The sequence below is a fragment of the Rugamonas sp. genome (genome assembly GCF_025354735.1).
In the GTDB taxonomy this organism is placed as follows: domain Bacteria; phylum Pseudomonadota; class Gammaproteobacteria; order Burkholderiales; family Burkholderiaceae_D; genus Rugamonas.
The window spans coordinates 1-20085 of sequence record NZ_JANXMI010000099.1 but is presented as its reverse complement, the minus strand read 5'-3'; the positions used below and the strand labels follow the sequence as shown (position 1 = coordinate 20085).

Annotated in this window: 15 protein-coding genes and 1 tRNA gene; 5 read left to right on the top strand and 11 right to left on the bottom strand. The window is 65.9% G+C overall.

The window, feature by feature from the left end; all coding sequences use genetic code 11:
- A partial coding sequence (gene miaA, locus Q0S71_RS08770; protein ID WP_295993998.1) for a tRNA (adenosine(37)-N6)-dimethylallyltransferase MiaA occupies positions 1-760 on the top strand: 760 nt, incomplete at its 5' end.
- An 89-nt stretch (positions 761-849) separates the two neighbouring features.
- Here miaA and Q0S71_RS08765 read toward each other — a convergent pair.
- Positions 850-1941: a branched-chain amino acid aminotransferase gene (locus Q0S71_RS08765; protein ID WP_295993997.1), complete on the bottom strand. Its 1092-nt coding sequence runs from the start codon at positions 1939-1941 to the stop codon at positions 850-852.
- 215 nt (positions 1942-2156) lie between these two features.
- Here Q0S71_RS08765 and Q0S71_RS08760 point away from each other — a divergent pair.
- A tRNA-Met gene (locus Q0S71_RS08760) sits at positions 2157-2233 on the top strand.
- A gap of 419 nt (positions 2234-2652) precedes the next feature.
- Here the strand turns inward: Q0S71_RS08760 and Q0S71_RS08755 are convergent.
- From Q0S71_RS08755 to Q0S71_RS08745, 3 genes are all read right to left on the bottom strand, one after another.
- Positions 2653-4956, bottom strand: a complete 2304-nt coding sequence (locus tag Q0S71_RS08755) for a S53 family peptidase (RefSeq protein ID WP_295993996.1) — start codon at positions 4954-4956, stop codon at positions 2653-2655.
- A gap of 292 nt (positions 4957-5248) precedes the next feature.
- The gene (locus Q0S71_RS08750; protein ID WP_295993995.1) at positions 5249-6460 is read right to left on the bottom strand and encodes a PAS domain-containing sensor histidine kinase; all 1212 of its coding nucleotides are present in this window, start codon (positions 6458-6460) and stop codon (positions 5249-5251) included.
- On the bottom strand, positions 6450-7820 hold the full coding sequence (locus Q0S71_RS08745) for a sigma-54 dependent transcriptional regulator (protein WP_295993994.1): 1371 nt from the start codon (positions 7818-7820) through the stop codon (positions 6450-6452). The genes Q0S71_RS08750 and Q0S71_RS08745 overlap by 11 nt, the downstream gene beginning before the upstream one ends.
- Before the next feature lie 294 nt (positions 7821-8114).
- Between Q0S71_RS08745 and Q0S71_RS08740 the strand changes: the two genes are divergently transcribed.
- Positions 8115-8795, top strand: a complete 681-nt coding sequence (locus Q0S71_RS08740; RefSeq protein WP_295993993.1) for an ABC transporter ATP-binding protein — start codon at positions 8115-8117, stop codon at positions 8793-8795.
- Between the two features lie 10 nt (positions 8796-8805).
- The gene (locus Q0S71_RS08735) at positions 8806-10407 is read left to right on the top strand and encodes a hypothetical protein (RefSeq protein ID WP_295993992.1); all 1602 of its coding nucleotides are present in this window, start codon (positions 8806-8808) and stop codon (positions 10405-10407) included.
- A gap of 43 nt (positions 10408-10450) precedes the next feature.
- Here the strand turns inward: Q0S71_RS08735 and Q0S71_RS08730 are convergent, their stop codons facing one another.
- Complete coding sequence (locus Q0S71_RS08730) at positions 10451-11215, bottom strand: ABC transporter substrate-binding protein (RefSeq protein WP_295993991.1); 765 nt, start codon at positions 11213-11215, stop codon at positions 10451-10453.
- 60 nt (positions 11216-11275) lie between these two features.
- On the bottom strand, positions 11276-11908 hold the full coding sequence (locus Q0S71_RS08725; RefSeq protein WP_295993990.1) for an isochorismatase family cysteine hydrolase: 633 nt from the start codon (positions 11906-11908) through the stop codon (positions 11276-11278).
- Positions 11909-12130: 222 nt separating this feature from the next.
- Between Q0S71_RS08725 and Q0S71_RS08720 the strand changes: the two genes are divergently transcribed.
- Positions 12131-13858: an FAD-dependent oxidoreductase gene (locus Q0S71_RS08720; RefSeq protein WP_295993989.1), complete on the top strand. Its 1728-nt coding sequence runs from the start codon at positions 12131-12133 to the stop codon at positions 13856-13858.
- Positions 13859-13881: 23 nt separating this feature from the next.
- Here the strand turns inward: Q0S71_RS08720 and Q0S71_RS08715 are convergent, their stop codons facing one another.
- The 5 genes from Q0S71_RS08715 to Q0S71_RS08695 all read right to left on the bottom strand — a co-directional run.
- Complete coding sequence (locus Q0S71_RS08715; RefSeq protein WP_367185285.1) at positions 13882-15642, bottom strand: FAD-dependent oxidoreductase; 1761 nt, start codon at positions 15640-15642, stop codon at positions 13882-13884.
- A 258-nt stretch (positions 15643-15900) separates the two neighbouring features.
- A complete protein-coding gene (locus Q0S71_RS08710) occupies positions 15901-17274 on the bottom strand; it encodes an efflux transporter outer membrane subunit (RefSeq protein ID WP_295993988.1) in 1374 nt (457 codons plus the stop codon).
- 29 nt (positions 17275-17303) lie between these two features.
- The gene (locus Q0S71_RS08705; protein ID WP_295993987.1) at positions 17304-17480 is read right to left on the bottom strand and encodes a hypothetical protein; all 177 of its coding nucleotides are present in this window, start codon (positions 17478-17480) and stop codon (positions 17304-17306) included.
- 6 nt (positions 17481-17486) lie between these two features.
- Positions 17487-18455, bottom strand: coding sequence for an HlyD family secretion protein (locus Q0S71_RS08700; RefSeq protein WP_295993986.1), 969 nt, complete (start codon positions 18453-18455; stop codon positions 17487-17489).
- A gap of 39 nt (positions 18456-18494) precedes the next feature.
- Positions 18495-20085 (bottom strand): MFS transporter (locus Q0S71_RS08695; RefSeq protein ID WP_295993985.1); only part of this gene is annotated, 1591 nt, incomplete at its 5' end.

Sequence of the window (20085 nt, the reverse complement as noted above, 5' to 3'; positions counted from 1 at the left end):
CCTGATCGACATCCTCGATCCGCTCGACGCCTATTCGGTGGCGCAGTTCCGCACCGACACGCTGCGCCTCGTCGACGAGATCATCGCGCGCGGCAAACTGCCGCTGCTGGTCGGCGGCACCATGTTGTACTTCAAGGGACTGGCCGACGGCCTCGATGATTTGCCGACGGCCGACGCCGCGCTGCGCGCCGAACTGGAAGCGGAAGCGGCGACCATCGGCTGGCCCGCGATGCACGAACGCTTGCGCGAGCTGGACCCGTTCACGGCGGCGCGCCTGGCGCCGCACGACGCGCAGCGCATCCAGCGCGCGCTGGAAGTGACGGCGCTGAGCGGCAAGCCGATGTCGGAGCTGCTGGCGCTGCGCGAAAAAACGGTGCTGCCGTTCGAGCTGCTGTCGTTCGCGCTGGAGCCGTCGGACCGCGCGGTGCTGCACGCCCGGATCGCGCGGCGCTTCGACCTGATGCTCGACGAAAGCGGCGACGATGACCTGATCCGCGAAGTGGAAGTGCTGCGCCGGCGCGGCGACCTGCATCCGGGACTGCCATCGATGCGCTGCGTCGGCTACCGGCAGGCCTGGGATTATTTGGACGGGAAAATCGACTACAAGACGCTGCGCGAAACCGGCATCATCGCCACCCGCCAGCTGGCCAAGCGCCAGATGACGTGGCTGCGGTCGATGCCCGAGCGCGTGGTGATCGACTGCCTGGCGCCCGATCCGGCCGCGCAGATGCTGGCGCGGATCGCGCAGCAGCGCGGCTGAAATCTGCGGCTGAATCAACGAACGAAGCGCGGCATGGCGGCGCGCGACCGGCGCCACCTTCGACGCCGCCCCGCCGCCCGCCTCCGCAATTAAATCGCGTGCATCCAGTTGTGGCGATCGGCCGTCGTCCCGTGCTGGATCGCCAGCAGCGCATCGCGCAGCGCCATCGTCACCGGCCCGTTCTGGCCATTGTTGATGCTCAGCTCAAAGCCATTGGCCTTGGCCACGCCCACCGGCGTAATCACCGCCGCCGTGCCGCAGGCGAACACCTCGGTCATGCGACCGGACGCGATATCGTCGCGCCACTGCTGGACCGTCAGCTTGCGCTCACTGGCCTCGTAGCCAAGGTCGCGCGCCAGGTCGAGCAGACTGCGGCGCGTGATTCCCGGCAGCAGCGTGCCGGTCAGCTCCGGCGTGACGACCACGGTCTTGCCGTCTTCCTGATACACGAAGAACAGATTCATACCGCCCATCTCCTCGATGTAGCGGCGCTCGACGGCATCCAGCCACACCACCTGGTCGCAGCCCTTTTCCTGCGCCTGGGCCTGCGCCACCAGACTGGCCGCGTAATTGCCGGCGCACTTGGCCTCGCCCGTGCCGCCCGGCGCCGCGCGCACATAGTCCTCGCTGATCCACACCGTCACCGGCTTGACGCCCTGCGGGAAGTAGGCGCCGGCCGGCGACGCGAACAGCACGAACAGATATTCATGCGACGGCCGCACGCCGAGGAAAGGATCGGTGGCGATCATCAGCGGCCGCAGGTACAGGCTCTCGCCGATATTTTTCGGCACCCAGGCCTGATCGAGCTTAATCAGCGCGTCGGCCGCTTCCATGAACAGGTCCGGCGGCAGGTCCGGCATCGCCAGGCGGCGCGCGCTGCGGTTGAAGCGCTCGGCGTTGGCTTCGGGCCGGAAGGTCTTGACGCCGCCGTCGGGCTGCGCGAACGCCTTGAAACCCTCGAAGATGGCCTGGCCGTAGTGCAGCACCGACGCCGCCGGATCGAGGCTCAGCGGACCGTAGGCCTTGACCTCGCCCTGCTGCCAGGCGCCGTCGCGGTAGGGTATCGTGACCATGTGGTCGGTGAAAGTGCGGCCGAAGCTGAGGGTGCTCATCTGCGCGGCGCGGACGGCGTCGCTGAGGATGGCGGTCGAAGAGGTGATGCGCAGACGCGGTGCGGTCATGTTGGAATCCGTGTAAAAAAGAAGGCGAGAAGAACTGCGGCAGGCTTGCAGGCGCGGCCGGACAGGCCGTCCGCGACGCGCAGTTTATCCATAATACCAAGATTTTCCGCCCGCGGCGGCCCCGCCCGCGTCCGCCGGCCGCCAAACTTTTTGAAAAATCTTCGGGACCATCCTTGACAGCCCTGCCTGCAACCGGGATAATGCTGGGCGTTGCAGGTGATATAGCTCAGTTGGTTAGAGCACAGCATTCATAATGCTGGGGTCGGTGGTTCAAGTCCACCTATCACCACCAAAGAATATCTGCAGAAGCCCCTGAGAAATCAAATTCTTAGGGGCTTTTTGCATTTCGTGGCACTGCATGCCGATCAACTCAACTAGTTGTAGTTTGACTCTGCTGTTGAGACAGAGTTGAGCAGGAATTTTCCTCCCCCGTAATTATCAATTCAGCATTGGGCAATCTGTCGCCCGCCGTCTATGAACGGAAATGACGGCGCGCGAACCTATCGTTGTGTCCGGAATTACTTGACCACAGCATATTCTAAAAGGCGAACAAAATACGTTTGTGCTCAACCCGACAATCGTGCGAAATTCCCTGACCTTGGAAAACCAAAAACTGTACCTCCCAGCTTATCTGGCTTGGCTCCACTCCCCTCCTTTTCACCGAATAACTAACAGGTTCTAAGAGGGGAGCCGGCTGGCGACCGTTGGAATTTACCGCGCAAACACAGTAATCGGCATCGTCGCTTGGGCTGTGGCGCCCGTCGAGTCCGTGGCCGTGATCTTCAACTGATAATTGCCAGGCAACGGTGTGGACCAGGACGCCATGATGTTCATGCCATTGACCCAAAACATCATGCCCATCGGAACACCGGAGATCGACACCGAAATCGCGCCGCCGTTGGGATCCGTGAAGCCGATCGCGCCGATCAGCGGCCGCCCGGCCACGCCCGTCAGGAATGGCGCCGTAATCACCGGCCCGGCCTGGCCCGCGGCGATGCTGAACATGTACTTGGCCTGGCCGCTCAAGCCGGTCTTGGTATCGCGCGCCACCACCGTCACCGCGTAGTTGCCGAGTGCCGGCTTGCTCCAGTTGATCACGCCACTGCCGCCGCCGATGGTCATCCCGCTTGGCGCGCCACTCAAGGTGAAGCTGACTGGATTGACGCTAGTCACCGGCACTGTGAACGATAATGGCACGCCCGCCTTGCCATTGATCGTCGCCGCCGTCAACACCGGCGCCGTCGGCGCCGCGATGACGACGGTGTAGGCGCCCTGGCCGCTCAAGCCATTCTTGCTGTCGGTGGCGATCACGTTGATGATATAGCTACCGGCCAGCGGCGCCGGCCATGAGACGGCGCCGGCACCGCTGATGTTCATGCCGGCCGGGGCGCCGCTCAACGCAAAGCTCACCGGATTGACGGACGACACTGAGACGTTGAACGACAGTGCCGTGCCAACTTGTCCGCTGATCGTCGCCGACGTCACCACCGGCGCCGAGACCGGCGTCACGCCGCTCAGCGCGCCGAGCAGGTTGGCCGCGTTCGGCGTTCCCAGGCCACTCGGCTGGTCATAGCCGACCTTGGCCGAGCAGGCCGCGCACAGGCCGTCGCTGCCGCTGACGATGTCAGCGAAGGCGCTGGCATAACTGTCCGGCGCCGTCGCGATCTGGTCGTACAGGACGGCATGCGGCGCACCCAGCGCCGCCTTGCCGGCCAACGATCGTGTGGCATTGGCGATGGCCACCAAGCCGGCCCATTGCGGCGTCGACAAACTGGTACCGCCAGCGCTGATCCAATTGACGGTCGCACCGCCGACGGGGATGACGGCGACATATTGGCCCGTGTACGGATCAGCGTTAAAGGCTACGTCGGCCACCGTGCGACCGCTGATGCTGCCCATGCCCGGCACGGCGCTGCCCTGGTAGCTCGGTGCCGGCGTGTAATGGCTAACGCCGCCGCCCGTGCCGGACCATACCTGCTCCGACCGCGCGCCCGCGCCGCCATACGACAGCGTAGTGCCGCCCACCGCCAGCACATGCGACGACACGGCCGGCCACGACACGCCAGCGCCGGCGTCGCCGGTGGCAGCCAGATAGCTCATATTCGCGGCAGTGAACGCGCTGTCCGCCGCTGCCGTCCAGTTACCTTCGGAGCCGCCGAAACTCATCGACACTACTCCGGGGCCCATGGCGTTGGCCAGCCGAACTGCCGCCAGCAGACTATTGATGCTCGCGTCCGGCGCTTCGATCAACACGATGCGCGCCAGCGGCGCCGTCGCGTGCGCCCACTGGACATCCAGTGTGATCTCGGTAGCCCAGCCGGAATCGTAGCTGGGCGGCTGACTTGTCATTGCACCGCCGGCGGTGCTGTAGACCACCGACAGCTCGCAGCTGGTACCGGACGCGGCGCCCAGCGGCAAGCCGGCATTGCTAGCGATGGCCTTGGTGGAGCAGGTCGGCAGGGCGAATTTCTGATTGAACGCCGCCAGCTCCGCGATCAAGTTCGGATCGTGCTGGGCATCAATGATATAAATGGTCTGGCCGGCGCCCTGCGCCACCGCCTGTGCGCCGCTCAGATCCGTGGTAGCCGGCAGGGCCGGCAGACCGTAGGCGGCCCGGATCTGCGCCGGCGTATAGGTGGTCACCACGCCAGCGGCAGCTTGCGGCGTGACAGCGGCGCCGGGCGCAAGACTACGCATGACCTCCGCGTGACGCGCCTGCAGCGTTTGCACTGTCAAACGCCGCGGCGAAAGATTCTGCAAGTCGACCGTCACCTGGGTACGGGCGGCGAGCCGCAACGCATCGCCTGCGCCGGCCTGCTCCGGTGGCGCCAGCAACACCGGTGCCACATGGAATGCCGGCTGCAGCGCCTGCTGCGCGATGTCGGGTGGCACCGCGCCAGCGCCCACTTGCAGTATGGTGGCGCCGCTGGCAAGGGGCGCAGCCTGCTGCTGTCCGGCCGGTTCGCTGTCCGAGCCGCCGCAGGCGCTGAGCAGCGCCGCGCCGCCGACCAGCAAGGCCCGCCGCAGCGCATCGCCCGCCGCGCCGCGCCGCACGGCGCCGGCGACTTGCGCCATCAACGTTGTTACATTATTTTTCATGGTCTATCCCTCTGGGTCTATATCGCGTGTTTAATTTCCGCTCGCAAATAAAGCGACGCGGCCAAACACGTAGAGCAATATGAGTGCCAGATAAAATACCAAGTGAAATCAATAACTTAGCATATCCATGGATTGACCGCATCTGGACAGGTGATCGGATGCGGCGCTGGTTTTTTGTCCGCATATGGACGTTGATGGGATGGCAAGATCAGAACGTCACGCTGAACTGCGCCCCGCCGCGCACCGGCTTGACGTAGCGCACCGTGCCACCATTGCCGTGCAAGAACTGGCGCACCACCGCCAGTCCGACGCTGCTGCCGCGTTCCTTGGTCGAGAAAAACGGCACGAAGATCTGCGCCGCCAGCTCGTCTGGAATACCGGGGCCGTTGTCCCAGACGTCGATCTGCACCCGTCCGCCGCGGTGCTGGCGCGCCGTCACCCGCACCAGCGGCCCGGAGCCGCCGGCGGTCGCGTCGGCGGCGTTGGCCAGCAGATTGATCATCGCTTGTTCGAACTGGCCTGGATCGACTTCCAGCGTCAGCGTGTCCGGTTCGACGATGAACTCGGCACGACCGCCGCGCGCCAGCCAATCGGCCCCGATCAGCGTCGCCAGGCGTCCGAAGACCTGCCGCAGCAACATCGTTTCCGGCCGCGGTTCCGGCATCGCCGACAACGTGCGATAGCTATCGACAAAAGCATGCAAGCTCGTGGCCCGCCGCTCGATGGTGGCGAAGGTGATCGACAAATCCTCGTTGACATCCTCCGGCAGCAAGGCGTGCACGGTCTCCAGCAGTTCCTGAGCGGAATGCGAGAGCGACACCACCGGCGTCAGCGAATTCATGATCTCGTGCGTGAGCACATGCGTCAGTTCGCGCCAGGCGCTCAACGTCTCCGCTTCCAGTTCGTTCTCGACGGGCATCCAGGCCAGCAATTGCTGGCGGCCTTCGCCGGTGGTGAGGGCCGCCGCCGTCAACAGCACGCGCTCGGCGCCATGCTCGCCGTCGAACCACACCAGCGTGCGCTGGCCCACCTGCTGGAGCCGCAGCGTTTCGTGCAGGACGCCGCGATCGGCGCCGTGACTGTGCGCCAGCACGCGGTGCGCGCTGGCGTTGAGAGCGATGGCCTGCGCGGCCGCGTCGTCGGCGTCGATGCGAAACAAGGCGATCGGCGCGTAGCGCAGCCAGCTCGCGGCCGGATCGTCCTGCGCATCCGTGGGCGGCGCTGTGCGCGACGGCGTCGCCACGGGCACAGTCAGCATGCTCAGGTTGCGCAACAGCTCCAGCGCGGCCAGCACGGCGGCCAACAGCCAGATCGACAGCCGCTGCTGCAGACACCAGTCCACGCCGGCCTCGGTCGACGCCACCGCCAGCGCGGCGGCGCTGGCCAGCAAGCGCGCCTTGAGCTTGCGCTCAGAGAGCATGGCGTTCCAGCTTGCGGTAGAGCGCGGCGCGGCTCACACCGAGCAGTCGTGCCGCCCGGCTGATGTTACCGCCTGCCATCGCCAGCGCGGTCTCGATGGCCTCGCGCTCCAGCACCTGCAGCTCCAGGCTGGCCGGCGCCGGCGGGGCCGGCGTCATCGCGTCCGCTGCGACAGCGGCAGCGCCAGCGACGACAGTGGCCACGCCGAAATCGTCCCAGCCGTATTCTGCGCGGTGGCCGACGATAACCGCACGCTCACAGGCATGGCGCAGCGAGCGCACATTGCCCGGCCACGGAAAACGCCGCAGGCGTTCGGCCGCATCGGCCGACGGCTGGCGCGCCGGGCGCTCGTACTGGCGCTCGTAATGACTCAGGTAGTGGCGCCACAACGGTGCGATATCCTCGCGGCGCTCGCGCAGCGGCGGCACGCGGATCACGATGGTATTCAAGCGGAACATCAAGTCGGCACGGAACACGGCCGGATCGTACAACTGGGTCTCGCTCAGATTGGTTGCGCTGATGATGCGAACGTCCACCTCCTCGGCGCGGTTACTGCCCATCCGCGTCACTTGGCGCCGCTCCAGCACGGCCAGCAGCTTGGCCTGCGCCGCCCCTGGCATATTGCCTATCTCGTCGAGAAACAGCGAACCGCCGCGCGCCGCCTGGAAGCGCCCCTCGCGCTCGGCGCGCGCATCGGTGAAGGCGCCGGCGACGTGCCCGAACAGCTCGCTCTCCAAGGTCGGCGCCGGCAACGCCCCCATGTCCACCGCCAAGAACGGTCCATCGCTGCGGCGCGACGCGTCGTGCAGGGCGCGCGCGACCAGTTCCTTGCCAACGCCGTTCTCGCCGAGGATCATGACGTTGGCGTCGGTCGGCGCCACGCGCGCGATCAGGTGCTTGATGTCGCGCATCGCCGGCGAATTGCTGATCAGCGACGGCATCGCCGGCGCCTGCAAGGCGGCGCGGCGCGCGGCGCGCTGGCTCAGCGCCGCGTCGATGGCCGCTTCCAGATGCGCGTTGTTCCACGGCTTGGTGATGAAGTCGGTGGCGCCGCGCTTGAGCGCCGCCACCGCCAGCGCGACGTCGGCGTAGGCCGTCAGCGCGATCACGGCCGGCGCCGCCGGCAGCGCCAACAGTGTGTCGAGGACCGACAAGCCTTCGGCGCCGTCGGTGCGGCCGTGCGTGAAATTCAAGTCCAGCAGGACCACGTCGGGCGCGTCCCGTTCGAGCACCGTGCGCAGCGCCGACGGCGTCGACACGGTCTGCACGCGTTGGTATTTGCGACGCAAGAAAACCCGGGCCGCGATGATGACGTCGGCATCATCGTCAAGCACCAGGATATGGCTGGAGGAAAGGTCCATGCGGAGCGACGCCTTTCAAGATGGCACTGCAAAAATGGCGCTGCGATTGAGCGGCCGCCGGACGGCCGCCTGACCGCGACGGAGCGCATTCTAGCAGCGCCCGCCAGCGAAAGCACGCATTCACGGCGGCGCCGCCAGCAACTGTCCGGAACCGGACAATCCACCCCGAGCGGCAGTCTGCGCCCGCGAAATAACAACATTTAACATCGACACCGGGTCCGCCTGCCGATATCCTAAATTGGCACGCGGATATACTACGCGCCACACAATTCTTTACGTCAGTTCACGATGCCCTTGATAACGCTCATCAATGCGAGTCGCACCTACAGCATGGCGCAAGGGCAAGCGCAGGCCATCGACCACATCGACCTGACCCTTGAAGCGGGCGACTACATGTCCGTGCTTGGCCGGTCGGGCAGCGGCAAGTCGACCTTGCTCAACGTGCTTGCCATGCTCGACACCATTACCGCTGGCGAACACTGGTGGCGCGACACGCTCATCAACAGCGCCAGCGAAGCGCAGCGGCACCAAGCGCGCACCGGCCGGGTCGGCTACATCTTTCAGCGCTGCCACCTGATAGAGCGCTACACGGTGGCCGAAAATATCGGCATCGGTCTGAGCGGCGGCGCCTTCGATGCGGCTGAACGACAGCAGCGCATCGCCGCTCTGCTGGCCCGCTTCGGCCTCGAACGCCACGCCGGCCACCACCCCGCGCAACTGTCGCTGGGACAGCAACAATGCGCCGCCATCTGTCGCGCGGCGATCGCCGCCCCACCCCTGCTGCTGGCTGACGAACCAACCGCCCATCTCGATCCGCACCAGGCGGCCCAAGCAATGCGGTTGTTAAGCACGCTTCATCAAGCCGGCACGACCGTCGTTCTCGCCAGCCATGACGCGACCGTCGCCGCGCGCGCGGTCCGCACACTGCAACTGGACGCCGGCCGCATCATCGCCGACGCCCGCCATCGCGCATGAGGATCAGCCGATGCGGACCATGATGCGACAACTCCAGGCCTGGTCGGCGCCGTACCGGCGCGCCGCCGCCAAGTACGCCGACCTGGTCGAGCCGCTGTTCGCCATCGCCCTGTGCGCCTTGCTCGAAGGCTTGTTGCGGCAGCGCAGCGACGCGCCGCCGGAACTGGCCGCCCGCCTGACGCTGGGCTTGTTCGTCGCGGCCCCCGTCATGCTGGCCGCCGCCGGCGCCGGTTATCTGAAATCCAGTGCGGCGCGGCTGCGCGCGCAACGTCCCGCGATCGCGCTGTACCGCGTACTCGGCGGCAGCATGGCGCGGGCCAGCGCACAGCAGGCACTGGTGACCTTGTTGCGCGTGCTGGCCAGCGCAGCGATCGGCATGATCGCAGCCGCGCAATTATTGCCGCTTCAAGACGTCGCCGCGCCGCTCCCGTTCCCGGTCACGGCGCTGGGTGCGCTGGCCGCCGGTGCCGCGCTGGCCGTGCGCGCGGCTTGGGGCACCTGGAACGTCCCCGCATCTTACGATCTGGCGGTCGACCAGGCCGATGACGACGGCCCCAACGCCGGCGTCGAAGCAAGCCTGCGCGCGCTCTACGCCTCCAGCGTACTGCTGATGCGGCGTCAGCCCGACAGCGTCACACGCTATCTAAAAATGATCAATCCGCTGCTCCTGCTCGCCGTCTACACGCTATTGACCAACAAGCACGCGCTCATCAAACAGGGCCAGGACGACGATGGCGATATCGCTCACGTCAATAACCATGGCGCCCACTCGTCCTCTACGCAGACAGATGGCCATCTCGCGGCCACGACGCCGGCACACGAGCACAGCACAGTAACGACCGAGATGGCGCAGGACGACGAGATCTCCATGACCTCCCTGTACCGCTCCGCCCTGCAATTCGAGACCGACCACAGGGATACGCTGGCGCAAATCGCGTCCGGCCGCGCGCAACAGCAGGCCGATGCGGGACTCGGCATGCCGTTCGCCCCGGCGGCCATCGATGGCCGGATCGACTACAAGATGGTCCCATCGCCCCAGCGGGGCGGCGTGGATAATGATGCCGCCATCCCGGTGCCGATCCCGCACTTTAGCGAGCCACTCAAAGGCAGCTTCGGCACGCCGGCCACAGGCTCAAGCACCGATTTGCAAGTGGGCGACATTGCCTCCATCGGCACGGCCGATGGAACGACCGGCGCCATCAGCCAGGTCAATATGCCTCCTCTTGGCGTGACCCCCGCCTCAAGCACTGATTTGCAAGTGAGCGGCATCATCGCCATCGGTAGCGCCGATGTGACGACGTTCGGCATGACCAGTCAAGGCGGCGTCTCCGCGCTGGCCGTCAGCGCTGCCACCACGGCACTGGTGTCAAGCAGCGTAAGCGGTCTGGCCAGCGCCAAGCCATCCACCGGCGGCATCATCAGCCTCGGCAATGCTGGCTACACCGGCGGCATCGACTACACTGGCCTGATGCTGCACTTTGACCTGACACAGGCGGCGGCGCCGCATATGGAAACGGCCCACACTGCGCCTGTGGCCGATCTGCAATTGGCCGGTATCATCATTGTGGGCCAGCCCACCACCGGGCATGTGCTCGGCCAGCATCTGGGCTGACAGCGGACTCGCAAGTCCAAACACCGATGGCCTGAAGCGCAACCTAGCGGCGTTCCGCTTGCGGCGCGTAGCGGAGCGCGACCTCATCGAGAAAGCCCTGCGCACGCAGTCGCTCGACGCCGTTTTTGAGCAGCGTCGCCGTCGTGTTCTCATAGCGTTTTCTGGAATAATGTAGCCAATGCAGACTACGTTTGATCAGCAGGGGCGCGCCGAGCGCGTCGTCCGACAACCCCATTTGCTTTAAGGCGTAACTGACCGCGATACCGGTGCCGAGTATGGCGTCGAGTCGGCCGGCGAGCAGCATCTGTATGGATTGCGGCATGGACGAGGTCTCGTATTTTCGGATCAACTCGTCGCGCTGGAAGTCGTCGTCGAAGCTGGCGCCGCGCATATAGCCCACGGTTTTTCCGTGCAACCCCAGCAAGCTGTCGAAACGCGCGCCGATTCGACCGATAACGACGATGTCGCTATAGGCGACAGGCGCGACCTGGTGGGCGACGCGTTGCAGCGTGGCGGTGACCAGGCCGACCACCAGGTCGGATTGCCCATGCTCGATCGTGGCCACGGCACGTGGATATGGCAGCAGCCGGTTATCGAAGGCGATGCCGGTTTGCACCGCCAGCCGGTTGGTGATATCGACAAATTCGCCGCCTAACTGCCCTTGTTCGTCCAGCATCCCATAGGGCACGATATCGTAAGTGACCACTTGCAGGCGCCGCTGCGTGGCTGCGCGCGATGGCAACGCCGCCGCCAATGCCATCGCCGGCAACGTGCTCAGCAGAACACGCAAGCTGGGAGAATGCCGCATACCGCCTCCATGAAGATGACCGCGGAGACAGCCGCGGTCCCTCATGATATCAGCAGCAGCTTAGGCTGAAGCCGTCGCGCGCGGCGCAAACGCCGCCAGCAGCTGCTGTGTCGTCAGAATCGCGTTGGCGTAAGTCGGTCCATTGATTTCGTGCGACGCGTGCATCGCTTCTTGACTGAACGCGGCGGTGGCATCGGTCACGAGCGTGACGTCATAGCCAATCTCCGACGCATGTCGGCCAGTGGCCTCGATGCAGGTATTGGCCATCATGCCGATCAACACCAGGCGGCGGATGCCAAGCTGCTTGAGCCGCATGTCCAGATCCGTGTTCGCGAAGCCGCTCGATCCCCAGTGCTCCATGACGACAATATCGTTCGCGCCGGGTTCGAAATCGGGATGCCACTGGCCACCCCAACCGTCCTTGGCGAAGGTCTGAAATTCGGCGCACACAGCCTGCAGCGGCGTGCGCTGCTGCCAGCCGTGATAGTCGCCCGGCGCCGAGCGATGATGCGGCACGACGAAGATCTGGATGCCCGCCGCGCGCGCGGCGACGACGATCTTGAGCAAATTTCCGAGCACCTGGCGCTGCTCCGCGACGGCCTTCACGCGCGGCCAAATCTGCCCGCCCTCGCTCAAAAAATCATTATATGGATCGACCAGCAGCAAGCCGGTTCCGTGCGCGTCATAAGTCATGGGTCTGCCTGTTTCGACTGGGGATTAGGGACTGGCGTAGTGCTCGCGCATAGTGCAGCAGGCACGGAGGGCCGTCGAGTTAAACACTGTTAATCCAAGATGAATGACGCGCAGCCGGCACACGATGCCGCCACGGCTTGACTTTATCCCGCCCATAAGCTTCAATATATGAAGCTTATGCCGCCATATTGGCCGCCTTCCCATTCATTTACATAGATCCCGATGTCACTCCACAGCACACCAGAATTAATTTCCAGCGCGATCGCTGACGACGTCTCGGCCGAAACACCCGCAGTCGATGTCGTCAGTCGCTCCCACCAGATTTATCCGGTGCTGACGGCGGCCGAAATCGCGCGCCTGCGACGCTTCGGTAGTGTCCAGCGCTGGGGCAACGGTGAGCTCATCTTTGAGGCTTGCCGCAGCTCTCCCGGCATGGTTGTCGTTTTGAAGGGGCGTATCGTCTGCACGCGCTCCGACGGCCTCGGCAACCGTGTCACCGTGGCCGAATTCGGACCCGGCCAGTTCTCCGGTGAAGTGGCCCAGCTGTCGGGCCGCCCACCCCTGATCAACGGCAATGCGCGCGGCGACCTCGAGGCCTTGGTCATCGCGCCGGAAGCGTTGCGGGCGCTGGTGATCGCCGAGGCGGAGCTGGGCGAGCGCATCATGCGCGCCCTGATCCTGCGCCGTGTGCGCCTGCTCGACAACAATCCGGCCGGCCCCATCCTGATCGGTCCGATCGCCAACGCCGCCCTGTTCGACCTGCAGAGTTTTTTATCAAGCAACGCCCAGCCTTACACGGTACGCGAGCCGCACGGCGATGCGGAAACAGCCAGGCTAGTCAGTCTGCATGCGCCCGCCGCCACCGACTGGCCGCTGGTCGTCTGCCCGGACGGCAGCATCCGCAAAAATCCCACGCAGGCGGAACTCGGCCGCTGCCTCGGCATGCTGCCCGAGCTCGACGACCGGGTCGTGTTCGATGTGCTCATAGTCGGCGCGGGACCGGCCGGCATGGCCGCCGCCGTTTACGCCGCCTCCGAAGGCTTGTCGGTGTTGATGCTCGAGCAGCGCGCCTTCGGCGGCCAGGCCGGCACCAGCGCGCGCATCGAAAACTATCTCGGCTTCCCGACGGGGATTACAGGCCGTGCCTTGGCGGGCCGGGCCTATGTGCAGGCACTCAAGTTCGGCACCGAAATCGCCATCCCGGCGCCGGCCGCCCGCTTGCTCTGCGACGCCGGCGCGGGTCCTCTGACAGTGAGCCTCGGGGATGGATCGCAGGCGCGGGCGCGCACCATCGTGCTGGCCAGCGGGGCGCGCTACCGCCGCCCGGAACTGGCCAACCTGGAACAGTACGAAGGGCGCGGCGTCTACTACTGGGCCTCCTCGGCCGAGGCCCGCATATGCAGGAATGAGGAAGTGATCCTGGTCGGCGGCGGCAATTCCGCCGGACAGGCAGCCGTCTTCCTGTCCGGCCATGCCAGCAAAGTACATATGATTATCCGTGGCGCCGGCCTGGCGGCGACCATGTCGAACTACCTGATCGAACGCATCGCCGCCAGCCCCAATATCGTGTTACACCCGCACCACAGCATCGACGGCATCGACGGCGATGAGCAGGGCATCACGCAAGTGCGCTGCGTCAATCGCACGCACGGTGGCGGCCGACCGCATCAGATATTCAATCTGCGCCGCGTGTTCCTCTTCATCGGTGCCGAGCCGAACACCGGATGGCTGCGCGACTGCGCCATCGCGCTCGACGAGCAGGGCTTCATTCGCACCGGCAACCACGTTGACGCGGCGCCGCGCGCGCCGCTGGAAACGAGCGTGCCCGGCGTGTTCGCCATCGGTGACGTTCGCGCCAACTCGATCAAGCGGGTCGCTGCGGCGGTCGGCGAGGGCGCCACCGTCGTAGCGCAAATTCACGCGCACCTGGAGCAGTTGGACGCCGGCTGAACCGACGCCGTGTCGCGGCCGGTCTACGACGGCAGCCGCTTGGCAGCGGGAATGTAGGCAAGGTAAGCGTGGATCTGGGACACCACCGCCGCGCCCTCGCCCACCGCGCCGGCCACGCGCTTGGTCGAATTGGCACGCACATCGCCGATCGCGAACACGCCGGGCACACTGGTCTCCAGCGCGGCGCGGCGCGGCATATACGCCGAATAATGCGGCGTGTCGCCGCAAGGATCCTGCATCACGTCGCTGCCGGTGCGAATGAAGTGGTGTTCGTCGACGCAGATTCCGCAGGCGTCCAGCCAGCGGGTATTTGGCTCGGCGCCGATAAACAGGAACACGTTGCGGATATGCGCCGTGGTCGATTCGCCGCTGAGATTATTTTTCCACGTCACGCGCGCCAGACATTCGCCCTCGCCGTCAAGCTGCGCCAATTCCGTGTGCGTGTGCAGCACGATATTCGGCGTGGCCGCGATGCGCTCGACCAGGTAACTGGACATCGTCGCCGCCAGGCCGGCGCCGCGGATCAGCATCCGCACCGTGCCGGCGTGCGTGGACAGGTAGACGGCAGCCTGGCCGGCCGAATTGCCGCCACCGACCAGCACGATCTCCTCCGACTTGCACAGCCGCGCCTCGATCGATGAGGCCCAGTAATACACGCCGCGCCCCTCGAACTGCGCCAGGTTGGCCAGCGGCGGACGCTTGTACTGCGCGCCGCACGCCAGCACCACCGAACGCGCATGCAGCGCGCTGCCGTCGTCGAGCGCCAGCCGCAGCGGGAACTCATCGCAATGCAAGTTGGCGACCCGCGCCGGAATGGCGACGTCGGCACCGAACTTATGCGCTTGCACATAAGCCCGCCCGGCCAGCGCCCGCCCCGATATCCCGGTCGGGAAACCCAGGTAGTTTTCGATCCGCGCGCTGGCCCCGGCCTGGCCGCCGTAAGCGCGCTGCTCCAGCACCAGCACCGACAGGCCTTCCGATGCCGCGTAGACGGCGGCGGCCAGCCCCGCAGGCCCGGCGCCGACGACCAGTATGTCGTAGACGAACGCCGCGTCGAGTTCCGGCAGCAGCCCCAGACACCGCCCCATCTCCACCATCGACGGCCGGATTTTCACGCTGCCGTCGGGGCAAACCACCAGCGGCCAGTCGGCCGGCTTCGGCCGCAGGCGCGCCACCAGCGCCGCCGCCTGGGCGTCGAGCAGCGGGTCGCGCACCGTGTAAGGGTGGCCATTACTGCTCAAAAAATTCTGCAGATCGATCATGGCGGGGGCCTCGGCCGGACCGATCAAGGCCGGTCCGCTACCGTTGGCCTGGATCAGTTTCAAGCGGCGCAGTATCAGCGCCCGCATGATGCGCTCACCCAGTTCCGCCTCGGCCACCACAATGCGGCGCAGCGATTCCGAATTGATGGCGATCGCCTCGAATTCGCCACGCGCGTCGCCGTGGGCCAGCGATGGCCGGTTGGTCAGCTGCGCCACTTCGCCGGTGAACTGGCCGGGACCATATTCGACGATCAGCGAACTGCGGCCCATGCCGTCGTCGCGGCTCATGGCGATCTTGCCCTTCAAGACGATCAACATGGCATAGGAGCTCTCGCCGGCGACGTAAATGCGGCTGCCGTCGGGCCAGCGCATGACCTGGCCAAAGCGTTCCAGGCGCTTGATCTCGGCCGCCGTCAGCGCGAAATACATCTGGTGCGCGCGCCGCGCAAAATCGGCCACGGTGGTCGGCCCATGGCCGTCCTCGTGCTCATTCGGAGTCTGCGGTACTTCGCTATTGGGCATGGTCTTCTTCAGGTTGGGAACATCGATACTTGCGGACACGTCCGTTAGTAAATTTCGCAGAAGCGATATTTGCAGCGCAGGCACACGCGGTCGCGGCGCCGCCGATAGCGGCCGATGGTCCGGCCGACAAACAGGCCCCGCACCGGACACTCGGGTCGGCCATCGGCGCCGGGCCAGGCCACGCGGCGGGCTCTCGCGCGGCGACGCGCCACCGATGGTGGAGACGTCACCATCGGCTCCGTTACAGGGTGCGGCGGTTCAATGCCGCGCCTCGATCGCATCGCCGGACCAGCCGCCGCCCAGCGCCCGGTACAGGTCGACCGATGCGATCAATATCCGCGTCTGCAATTGCAGCAGGCCGACGTCGGCGCCATATAAGGTCCGCTGGGCGTCCAGCTCTTCCAGATACGATGCGTAACCGTTGCGGTGGCGGTTGCGCGCGATGCGCAGGGCCTCGGCCGCGCTGTCGCGCCGCGCACGGGTCTGCCGCTCCTGCAGCTTGAGGCGATAGACCGCATCGAGTCCGTTCTCGGTTTCCGCGAACGCGTTGCGCACCACGCTCTCATAGGCATAGATCGCCTCGTCGCGCTGCGCGGCGGCGATGTCGGTCTGGGCCCGCAGGCGGCCGCCCTCGTAAAGCGGCGCGGCCATGCCCAGCGTCAGGTTCCACAGCGCGGTGGGAGCGTTGACCAGCTTGCTGAAGTTGAAATTTTCCACCCCGCCGCCCACCGTCATCTTGAACGATGGCAGCATTTGGTCGCGCACGGAGATCAGATTGGCATCTTGCGCCAGCACATTGCGCTCGGCGCGGTAGATGTCGGGTCGGCGCCGCAGCAGGTCGGACGGCAAACCGGCAGGCACCAGCGGCGCAGCCAGCTCGGCCAGCCGGCGGCCGCGCGCGATCTCGCCCGGGTTGCGCCCGGCCAGCACGGCCAGCGCGTTTTCCTGTTCGCCGATGGTGCGCTCCAGCTGCGGCACCAGTTCTGCGGTGGCATCGTATTCCGATTCGGCCTGCGCCAGCTCCAGCCGCGAGCTGTAGCCGACGTCGAACTCGCGGCGCGCCAGTTCGCGCGATTGCTGGCGCAACTGCAAGGTCGCCTGCGCCAATTCGAGTTGCGCGTCGAGCCCGCGCAAATTCAGATAGGCCGACGCCACGCTGGCCGCGATCGACAACGCGACCGCGTCGGCGCTGGCCTGTTCGGCCTGATAGCCGGCCAGCGCCGCCTCGTCGGCCTTGGCCAGCTTACCCCAGACATCGAGTTCGTAATTGGCTTGGAAGCTGCCCTGATAGACATTGGTGACGAAGGGCTGGGCGAAGCCGTTCAGCGTGCGCGTGCGGGTCGGCGCCAGCTGGGCGCTCAGCGTCGGCAGCTCGCCGGCATGGGCGATCACGGCGCGGGCGCGAAACTCCTGCACACGCGCACGCGCGATGCGCAAATCGCCGTTGTATTCCAGCGCGGCGGCCACCAGCGCGCTCAGTTGCGGATCGCCGAACGCCGACCACCACGCGCGCTCGATGCCTTGCCGGCCGCTGTCGGGCCCGATCTGCTTGCGCCACTGCGCCGGCACGGTCAGGGTTGATGCGGGCGGCTGCGCCACCTTGCCTGCGCAGCCGCCCAACAGCAAGGCCATCAGGGGAGCGGTCCATAAAGCCCGCGCGTTCACGACTTCGCCTCCGCCGCGGTGGCGCGACCGGACGCGGTGTCGACGCTGACCACCACCGACATGCCGGGCCGCAGCCGTCGCGCCACCGCCTGGCCGGCATCGATATGGATACGGACCGGAATGCGCTGTGCGATCTTGACGTAATTGCCGGTGGCGTTATCGGCCGGCAGCACGCTGAATTAGGAACCCGTGGCCGGCGAAATATACTCGACCTCGCCATTCAGCATGGCACCGCCGAGCGCGTCAACGGTGAACGGCGCCCTCTGACCGACGCGCACGTCGTTCATCTGGGTTTCCTTGAAATTGGCAATGATCCACATCTGCTGCGGCACCAGACCCATCAGCTGCGCGCCGGAATTGACGTAGGCGCCACGCCGCACGGTGACCTGGCCCAGCTGGCCGTCACATGGCGCGGTGACGCGGGTATTGTCGAGATCGACCCTGGCCGCCTTCAGCACCGCTTGCGCATTGCCGACGTTGGCGATCAGCGCGGCGCGGTTGACAATCACCGACTGCAGATTCTGGCGCGCGATTTCCAGTCCCGCGCGGGCCTGCGCCAACGATGCCGCCATCTGCGCGTGGACGGCCTTGACCTGGTCCTGTTCGCGCACCGACAGCGAACCATCGGCCACCAAGTGGTCGACGCGGCCCAGGTCGGCGCGCGCCTTCACCCCCTGCGCCTGCGCGTTGTCCAGCGTCGCTTGGGCCAGCACGATGCTTTGCTCGGCGCTGCGGCGCTGCTGCTCCCAGTTGGCCAGCGTGGCCTGCTGCGACTCCAGCTGCGCCTGCGCCTGATCGTAGCGTTGCTGGAAAGTGCGGGCGTCGATCAACACCAGCAAGTCGCCCTGTTTGACATACTGGAAATCCGTCACCTTGACGTCGACCACATAGCCCGACAGCTGGGTGCCGATCAGCGTCACCTGGCCGCGCACCAGCGCGTTTTCGGTGCTGATCACGGGACTGGAAAACGGCGGCAGGCGCCACGCGTACAACACGATCAACATACCGGCCAGCGCGACGGCGCCGAAGCCCAGCCCGGACAGCCATTGCTGGCGGTGGCTGGTCGGCGCGATCGGCGCCGGCCCACCCGCGTCGGGGGCGTGATGAGGGTCGGATTGAGCACTCTGAACTGGAGAATTATTGGCCATGTTATTTCGAAGGTGGAGTGAGGAGCCGGACTTGCCGGCTCAGGATGTGGCGACGTTCGGCGTGGACTGGGCGGCCGACAGCGCACCCTGGCAGCGTTGCAAAAACTGAAGCAGCAGCATGCCGGCCAACGTCAGCGCGGCGATGGCGGCGATGGCGAGGAAGACGTCGTTATAGGCCAGTACATTGGCTTCGCGCGTGGCCGCCGCGCTGAGCGCCGCCAGGCCCTGCGCGGTTTGCGCGGCGGGATCGGCCAGCACACGGCCAAAGGCGGCGGCGCCGCTCTGCACTCGCGCCGCGACCTGCGGATCCAGCAAGGTCAAATGCTCGACCAGATAACTGGAGTGATATTTTTCGCGCGCCGTCTCCCACGTTCCGACCACCGATGAACCGAGCAGGCCGCCCATGTTCTGCGTGATCGAGAACATCACCGTGAAGCTGATGATGTTGCGCGTATCCGCCAGCACGGCGGCGAAGCCGACCATCAGCGTCGGCCCGAAGAACAGCGTGCCGCTGAAGGCCAGCAGGAACTGGCTCAGGTACAGCTGTTCCGGCCGGGTCAGGCTGGTGGTGCCGGCGTCCATGAACGCGCCGACCGCCATCAGCGCCAGCGCCACCATCAGCGATTGACGCAGATTGGTCAGCGATATCGTCATCGCGCTGACCAGCAGCCCGGCCGCGCTGCCGAACAGCACCCAGCCGAACAGGATGTTCATCTGGTCGGTGTGCAGACCAAGCGCTTGCAGGAAGCTGACGGCGCCGGTGGCCTCGGCCAGCACCACGCGGATCAGCAGGATCGACAGCAGCAGGCAGGCGATCTTCGCCGTACCCAGCCAGCGTGTGTTGAGCAACGGCCTCTGGCGGTTATGCTCGATGAACAGTGCGGTACAAATCAGGCCGATAGAACAGGCCAGGCTGACGCCGATCCAGCGCGCGTCCAGCCACCAATAGACCCGTCCCATCGTCAGCGCCATGCACAGCAGGCCAACACCGGGCGCGAACAGCAAAAAAGTAAACAGGTCGAGCAGTTCGAATGGCTTCTCGCGGTCGCCATGAGGCAGCCGCAACGCCAGCACACCACCGAGCGCCAGCAGGCTCAAACCCAGTTCGAACAGCACCAGGCCGCGCCATTCCGCGTATTCGAGCAGGCGCGACGAGAACAACCGCGCCAGCGGCAAGGCCAACTGCGAAACGCCGAGGCCCAGCACGATGGCCTTGAGCCGGTGCGCCGCCGGGAAGGCCTGGATCATGTAATACAGGCCCATCGACGACAGCGCCGCCCCGGCCATGCCGTGCGCCGCCCGCACCGCGATCGCCGCGCCCAGCGTGTGGACGAACAAATGCGCGCTGGCGACGGCCGCGTACAGCAGCAAAAACGTCACCGTGAACGAACGCAGGCCAAAGCGCTGGCGGAACTTGACCAGCAAGAGATTCATCGACACGAAGGTCATCGCATAGGCGGTCGGCAGCCACTGCATCTCGGCCGCGTAAGCGCCTAGCGTGCCCTGCAGATTGATCAGATTGGCAATCACCAACGCATTGCCGAGACTGCCCGTGATCGCGACGATCAGGCCGACGATGCCATACGCCCAGCGCTTGGGCGTCGAATGCAGCGGCGTCGACGGCGCGCCG